6 protein-coding genes are annotated in these 6,289 nt (G+C 47.0%); all 6 read left to right on the forward strand.

All coding sequences use genetic code 11. The features are described 5' to 3' along the window. Positions 1–148: 148 nt before the first annotated feature. Positions 149–1,498, forward strand: a complete 1,350-nt coding sequence (locus BK120_RS29365) for a glucose-6-phosphate isomerase (RefSeq protein ID WP_076271049.1) — start codon at positions 149–151, stop codon at positions 1,496–1,498. A 36-nt stretch (positions 1,499–1,534) separates the two neighbouring features. Next, a complete protein-coding gene (locus BK120_RS29370; RefSeq protein WP_076271050.1) occupies positions 1,535–2,167 on the forward strand; it encodes a YigZ family protein in 633 nt (210 codons plus the stop codon). A gap of 288 nt (positions 2,168–2,455) precedes the next feature. After that, positions 2,456–3,217, forward strand: coding sequence for a sulfate ABC transporter permease subunit CysT (gene cysT, locus BK120_RS29375; RefSeq protein ID WP_076271066.1), 762 nt, complete (start codon positions 2,456–2,458; stop codon positions 3,215–3,217). Beyond that, positions 3,217–4,014, forward strand: coding sequence for a sulfate ABC transporter permease (locus BK120_RS29380; protein ID WP_076271067.1), 798 nt, complete (start codon positions 3,217–3,219; stop codon positions 4,012–4,014). The genes cysT and BK120_RS29380 overlap by 1 nt, the downstream gene beginning before the upstream one ends. A 3-nt stretch (positions 4,015–4,017) precedes the next feature. Beyond that, complete coding sequence (locus BK120_RS29385; protein WP_076271051.1) at positions 4,018–5,082, forward strand: sulfate/molybdate ABC transporter ATP-binding protein; 1,065 nt, start codon at positions 4,018–4,020, stop codon at positions 5,080–5,082. Between the two features lie 34 nt (positions 5,083–5,116). After that, positions 5,117–6,187: a sulfate ABC transporter substrate-binding protein gene (locus BK120_RS29390; RefSeq protein ID WP_076271052.1), complete on the forward strand. Its 1,071-nt coding sequence runs from the start codon at positions 5,117–5,119 to the stop codon at positions 6,185–6,187. The last annotated feature ends 102 nt before the right edge of the window (positions 6,188–6,289 follow it).

Genomic DNA, 6,289 nt, shown 5'->3' on the forward strand with positions numbered 1-6,289 from the left:
GTTTAATTATACAGACACTTCATTAATTTTTCATCGTTTGTTGCTTGTTTTTATAAGGCAAATCCGATATTGTAGATGCTAAGTTGAAAAGCATTTTCAGGTGTAGAAGCCACATTGGTTTACAACATTCTAGGAGGTTTCCATTTACATGAGCAAAACAGTTCAGTTTGACTACAGCAAGGCTTTAGCATTCGTTGGCCAGCATGAAATCGATTATTTGACAGAATCCGTTCGTCTCGCACACGAGCAATTACATAACGGAACAGGTACAGGATCAGATTACCTTGGTTGGATCGATCTTCCGACTAACTACGATAAAGAAGAGTTCGCTCGCATTCAAAAGGCTGCTGAGAAGATCAAATCAGATTCCGAAGTTCTAATTGTTATCGGTATCGGTGGATCTTACCTTGGTGCACGTGCAGCAATTGAGGCGCTGTCGCACTCGTTCTATAATATTTTGCCAAAAGAACAACGTAAAACACCGCAAGTTTTGTTTGCCGGCAACAACATCAGCTCGACCTATGTGACTCACCTTTTGCAATTGGTTGAAGGCCGCGACTGGTCGATTAATGTAATTTCGAAGTCAGGCACGACAACTGAGCCTGCGATTGCATTCCGCGTATTCCGTGCTGCACTTGAGAAACAATACGGCAAAGAAGAAGCGCGTAAACGCATTTACGCAACGACAGACAGCGAGAAGGGCGCACTGAAGAAGCTTTCCTCTGAGGAAGGTTATGAATCGTTTATTATTCCTGACGATGTTGGCGGTCGCTACTCCGTGCTTACAGCAGTAGGCTTGCTGCCAATTGCAGCTGCAGGCATCAATATCGAATCCATTATGCAAGGTGCAGCAGACGCATCCAAAGAATACAGCAACCCTAATCTTGCAGAAAACGAAGCTTACCAGTATGCAGCAGCACGCAACGCGCTGTACCGCAAAGGTAAAGTGACTGAAATTCTCGTTAACTACGAGCCATCGCTTCACTTCGTTTCCGAGTGGTGGAAACAGCTGTTTGGCGAAAGCGAAGGCAAAGACTTCAAAGGAATCTTCCCAGCAGCTGTAGATTTCTCGACAGATTTGCACTCGATGGGGCAGTTTATCCAAGAGGGTAACCGCAATATTTTTGAAACGGTTATTCAAGTTCAAGAAGTGTCTGAGCATATCGCTATCGAACACGATGCAGCGGATCTTGATGGCCTCAACTTCTTGACAGGCAAAACGATGGATTTCGTTAACAAGAAGGCTTTTGAAGGAACGCTTCTTGCTCATACGGATGGACAAGTTCCGAACTTTATCGTCAACATCAAAGACATGACGCCATACACATTCGGCTATCTTGTGTATTTCTTCGAAAAAGCATGCGGAATCAGCGGTTACTTGATGGGTGTTAATCCATTTGACCAACCGGGTGTTGAAGCATACAAAAAGAACATGTTCGCTTTGCTTGGCAAACCGGGCTTCGAGAAAGAAAAAGCCGAGCTGGAAGCAAGGCTGTAATCAACCGGCTTGAACGGTATACGGGAGTCATAGCCTATGCTTGAGAAGTATAGAACAGTCAGGTCGCAGGCTAGCGCAGAAATCGTCATCAAAAAATCGCGGTTCATCGGGTATGCGAAGCCAGTGGAATCCGAAGAGGAAGCTGTAGCATTCATCAATGAGATTAAGCAGCTGCATAAGCAGGCGACCCATAACTGCTCGGCTTATATCGTGGGTGAGCGAGACCAGTTCCAGAAGGCATCGGATGATGGTGAGCCAAGCGGTACAGCGGGCAAGCCGATTCTCGAGGTTATCAAGCATAAGGGGCTAAAAAATGTCGCTGTCGTTGTGACGCGATATTTTGGAGGCATTATGCTCGGAGCAGGCGGTCTCGTTAGAGCTTATACGGATGGTGCTGTGGCTGGCATTGAAGCAGCAGACGAAATCGTCAATGTGCTTCACCGCGAAGTATTTGTTGATGTGGACTACACTTGGTATGGCAAGCTGGAAAATGAGCTGCATACGAAAGGTACACGCGTTGGCGGGACGGATTTTACCGATCGTGTCATCGTGCGCTGCCTGCCGGAAGAGCCTGAAGCAGATGCTTTTATCGCTTGGGTAACCGATCTAACACAAGGACAAGCGATCCTCTCCGAAGGAGAAAAGGTCTATTATATTGAAGGCGAATAAGAAGAAGAGGAGTATCGGCTTAGGCTGATACTCCTCTTCTTTGTACTCAGAAGCTTGCGTAACGAACAATCATAAGAAAAAGCTATAAAAGCGATAAGATTTTCCAAATTTATTATTGACTTAATCCCAGTTTGGATGCTACATTATCAATACCTAGTATCTTAATAGGAATTATGTTTTTAATTGTGTTGTTACACCTACGGCACGAGCCGATGGTCTGGAGGTAAAGTCACAGTGAATGCTTTGTTTCGTGGTAAAGGGTGGAGTTTTGGTTTTCGAAGCACCATAATGCTTTATTTTGTCATCTTAATTATTTTACCAATCGTTGGCATTTACACGCAATCATTTTCGCTTGGATGGACCCCTTTCTGGGAAAGCGTATCCGATCCACTGGCTTGGAAAGCGGTGCTGCTTACAGTAAAGTTGGCAGTTATCGCAACGGTACTCAATATGTTTTTGGGGACGATGATCGGATGGGTGCTTATTCGTTACCGTTTTCCCGGCCGTCGCTTGCTCAACAGTCTAGTTGACTTGCCGTTTGCATTACCTACAGCAGTAGGCGGACTTATGATCTTGCTCCTGCTAGGGCCTAATAGTCTAGTAGGCGGCCTAGCCCAAAAGATTGGCATCGAAATCGTATTCCATGAGCCGGCAATTGTTGTCGCTATGCTGTTCGTTACCTTTCCTTTTGTTATTCGTGCCATTCAGCCTTTGCTTGAGGAAATGGATAAATCAGAGGAAGAAGCAGCCTATACGCTAGGCGCAACGCGCGCGAAAACGTTTTTTAGCGTTATTTTTCCTACGATGCTGCCAGGAATTTTGAGCGGCGCGATGCTGGCTTTCTCTCGCGGAATTGCGGAGTTTGGCGCAGTCGTACTCGTTGCAGGCAATATTCCAGGCAAGACGTTAATTGCCTCCGTTTATATTTTTGGAGAAATTGAAAGCAGTAATCCGCAAGGAGCCGCCGCTGTATCGGTGCTGCTGCTCACGCTGTCCTTCCTCATCTTATGGACGGTCAACCTCATTCAAGGCAGGAGGGGCGACCTATGATGAGAAGATTGTGGATTACATTAACTTATATTATTTTTGGATTGCTGCTCATCGCGCCATTGATTAAAATCTTTACAGGCTCTTGGGCAGATGGCTGGAGCGGCTTTGTAGAAGGCATTACTAGGCCGCAGTCGCTGCATGCTCTTATGATGACGGGAATTATCGTTGTTGTCGTTACAGCCTTAAATACGTTGTTTGGCATTATGCTTGCGATGTATCTCGTCCGGGCCGAATGGATTGGGAAGAGGATGAAGCGGCTGCTTAATAGCTTAGTCGATTTGCCCTTTGCGGTATCACCAGTTATCGGCGGTTTGATGATCGTTCTTATTTTGGGACCTAATACAATAATCGGTGCATTATTTGAGGATGCGGGCTTCAAAATCGTCTATGCGCTGCCAGGGATGATCTTAGCGACTTTGTTCGTCACATTCCCGCTAATGGTACGCGAGGTCATGCCCGTGCTGCAGGAGATTGGAGCACAGCAGGAGGAAGCGGCATCAACGCTCGGCGCTTATTCCTGGTACACGTTTTGGAAAGTAACTTGGCCATCAATTCGGTGGGGTGTTATCTACGGCGTAGTATTGACTGTTGCACGATCACTGGGAGAATTCGGAGCTGTGCTCGTCGTCTCAGGCAATATTATGAATAAAACACAAACAGCCACTACACTCGTTTATCAAGATGTTGAAAATTTTAACGTTGTTGCCGCCAATGGCGTGGCTCTAGTTCTTGCGGCATTTTCAGTTGGACTTCTGCTGCTAATGGAATGGGCGAAAAAACGAAAGGAAGTGCATTAAGCCATGCATATTGAAGTACGGAACTTAAATAAAAACTTTGGCGATTTTCATGCAGTGAAGGATGTAAGCTTTGAAATCGAAAAAGGTCATCTGATCGGCTTGCTCGGACCGAGCGGCGGTGGTAAAACGTCCATACTTCGAATGCTGGCGGGGCTCGAGTCTCCTTCCTCAGGCGATATTCTGTTCCACGGCAAACGTGTGAATGATCTTCCGCCGCAGGAGCGCGGCATCGGTTTCGTATTTCAAAACTATGCGCTCTTCAAGCATATGACCGTATATGACAATATCGCATTTGGCTTAAAGGTGAAGAAGCAATCGAAGGAGCAAATTCGCGAGCGCGTTATGTACTTGGTAGAGCTTACGGGGCTAAAAGGCTTCGAGCATCGTTACGCCCATCAGCTGTCAGGCGGACAACGCCAACGTGTTGCTTTCGCTAGAGCGCTCGCGCCTGAGCCGCAGCTGCTGCTCCTTGATGAGCCTTTTGCTGCTATCGATGCGAAGATCCGGACCGAGCTTCGCACATGGCTTAAAGAAATGATTGAGCGTGTCGGCATCACATCGATTTTCGTTACGCATGATCAAGAGGAAGCGATTGAAGTTGCCGATGAGATCATGATTATAAGCAAAGGCAAGCTAGAGCAAAAGGGCAGCCCGTGGGACATTTACAAAAATCCAGAGACACCGTTTGTTGCAAGCTTTATTGGCGAATCTACTATCGTAGACAATATCGCGGAGCTTAAAGGTTTTGAGGATGCAGCGAGCCGTCCGGGCACCAAGGCGCTTATCCGGCCTGAATATATCGAGATTGGCAAACCGGGCGAGATCAAGCTGGCTTCAGCTACGCTTGCCGGTAAAGTAAAACAGCTGCATTTCCGCGGCAGCGAGTGGATGGTTGAGCTGCTTGTTGGCGATACGAAGCTGATTACTTACCGTTCGCTGGAGCAAGAAGTGCTTCATCCCGGAGATGAGGTAAGGGTACTCGTCCATCGTGCTTATTTATTCAATGACAACGAAAGCTGGATTGCGGAAAATAAGTTGAAGGTTGACCCCATGCCTATTCATATTTAACCAATATGCTACGTAGAAAGAGTTGTATGCGAATATGAAAATCAATCTGGTAACAAGTCAGCGCATACTTGTACTGCTGCTTGCTGCGGTTATGCTGATCGTATCGGCAGGCTGCAGTAAAGAGGAGCAGACGAGCAACAATGCGGCTGGGTCTACCGTACAGGACGGCGATGTTACACTTGTAATCGGTGCGTATTCGGTAGTGAAGGATGCTTTCGCGGATTTGCTGCCTGTATTCCAAAAGTATTGGCTGCAGGAGACCGGGCAAAAGGTAGTATTTCAGGAATCGTATGAGGCTTCAGGCACGCAGGCCAGGGCGATCGCTGGAGGTTTTGAAGCCGACGTTGCCGTGTTAGCTATGGAAGGTGATCTCGACAAAATAGCGAAGGCGGGTTTCATTACGCATGACTGGAAGGCGCAGAGCAATAATGGCATGATCACGAACTCCATCGTTGTATTGGGGACTCGTACCGGCAATCCGCTCGGAATTAAGGATTGGAATGATTTAACACGCGAAGGTGTGAAGGTGCTGTATCCGAATCCGAAAACTTCCGGCGGCGCACAGTGGGACATTAACGCCATATATGGCGCTGGCCTAAAGCAGTCAGAGGAGCAGACGGGTACAAAGGATGCCGAATATGCGAAGCATTTTCTTAAAGCAGTCCATGCCAATGTGGAATCGCTTGATAAGAGCGGTCGCGCATCGATGGCAGCCTTCGAATATGGTGTAGGCGATGTCATCGTCACTTACGAGAACGAGCTGCTCGCTCGAATTAAGAAAGGCGTCAATTATGACATCGTTGTTCCAAAAGACACGATATTGATCGAGAATCCAGCAGCGATCGTGGATAAAAATGCGGATAAGCATGGCGTTCGCAAGGTTGCCGAGGCTTTTATTGCCTTTTTGCAAACGGAGCAGGCACAGCGGCTTTTTGTGGATCATGGATTCCGCTCCGTAGACAAGAAGGTAGCTGCGGATACGAAAGACCGTTATGTGGTGCCGGAAGGATTGTTTGACATTTCATACCTAGGCGGCTGGTCTGAGGTTAGAGAAAACCTTTATTCCAAAAAAGGTGTCTGGTATCAAGTGCTCGCTGATCTTTAATACGATGTGTGAGGGAAGCTTTTAATAAGGGGCTGTCTCAAAAGTAGTAAGTACGCTAGACAGAGGGCTCACTTTGAACAAAAATGTTAGAAAACATGGAAA

It is taken from the genome of Paenibacillus sp. FSL A5-0031 (genome assembly GCF_001956295.1).
Lineage (GTDB): Bacteria > Bacillota > Bacilli > Paenibacillales > Paenibacillaceae > Pristimantibacillus.